The 1,020-nt window shown below is 61.7% G+C and carries 1 protein-coding gene; it reads right to left on the bottom strand.

Translation table 11 applies throughout. From position 1 onward, the window contains the following. Positions 1-667 precede the first annotated feature (667 nt). Positions 668-1,020: HNH endonuclease (locus tag ACFWJO_RS41015; RefSeq protein WP_386873515.1), on the bottom strand; the 353-nt coding region annotated here is incomplete at its 5' end.

Genomic DNA, 1,020 nt, shown 5'->3' with positions numbered 1-1,020 from the left:
ACGCGTCGACGGTCTCGAGGGTGCGGTCCGCGCGCGAACCCTGCCGATGACGCGGGTTCCAGTCCCGAGTCTCGATGCGATGCTCCGGCCAGATCACAGACCTTCTCCCCCGGTTCGGTGCAAACGTAGACAACAGAGACGTTAGCGTACTTTTGCTATCTCAAACGTAGTCAACGGTGTGGTTGGTGTACAAACGGTCGCAGGACACACACCCCTTCAGGTCGGCGCCTGATGACGTCCACACCCTGCAGACCACCGTCGAACCCGACCCCGCACCGTGCCCCGAACCATGCCGGAACCGGACTTCGCCGCGACCGAAACAACCTGCCCGGATGCCGCTCCGTTCGAAAAGCTACTGGAGATCGTTCGACCGCCGCGACGAATGGTGTGACCACACCACACCACACCACACCCGTCCACAATAATTCGACACGCCTTCCAAACCTTCTGCGGGACTTAACTTCCAAGTAGATATCCCTGACGCATCGCCTCGGCCGTGTCGAGTGAACTTGCCGGTAGCTGTCGCCCACCTAGGGAGAAGGCGGCCCAGATACCCCAACGGATGACATCCACGCGCACCCGAACGCAGCGTCCGGTCGTCGCCGCACGAGTGCGACGTGCTCGCCGCCCCTCGGCCGGATTTCGTGTAGACCCCGACTACGGACGGTCAAACCTGGCGGTGTTCTCCCCAGTGGAGTTCCAGCCACTGACGTTGTTCGGAGCTCAGGTCGATAGTGAGTTGCCTGCCGTGAAGTTCCTGGTACACGGGGAACTGGTGGTAAGCGGGAGCTACATCGACAGTGGCGTCTTCCGTGACCGCGATGATGCCGCGGTCGAACAGTGTGTGAAGGTCCCGACGGAGCAAAATCCCGCCATGCTCATGATGTCTGCCCACCTTGGCGTAGCTGTACAGGTGGCAGGCGTCGAGCACCACCTCAGGTAGATCGCCGGTGAAGGCGCACCGCGCGTTGTACTTGGTCAACAGGTTCTGTCGGAATTCCCCCTGACCCAGCCGCACCC

The sequence above is a fragment of the Streptomyces sp. NPDC127092 genome (assembly GCF_042722475.1).
Lineage (GTDB): Bacteria > Actinomycetota > Actinomycetes > Streptomycetales > Streptomycetaceae > Streptomyces.
Note: the sequence above shows the minus strand (reverse complement) of the source record. Positions and strands in the feature narration are given on the sequence as shown.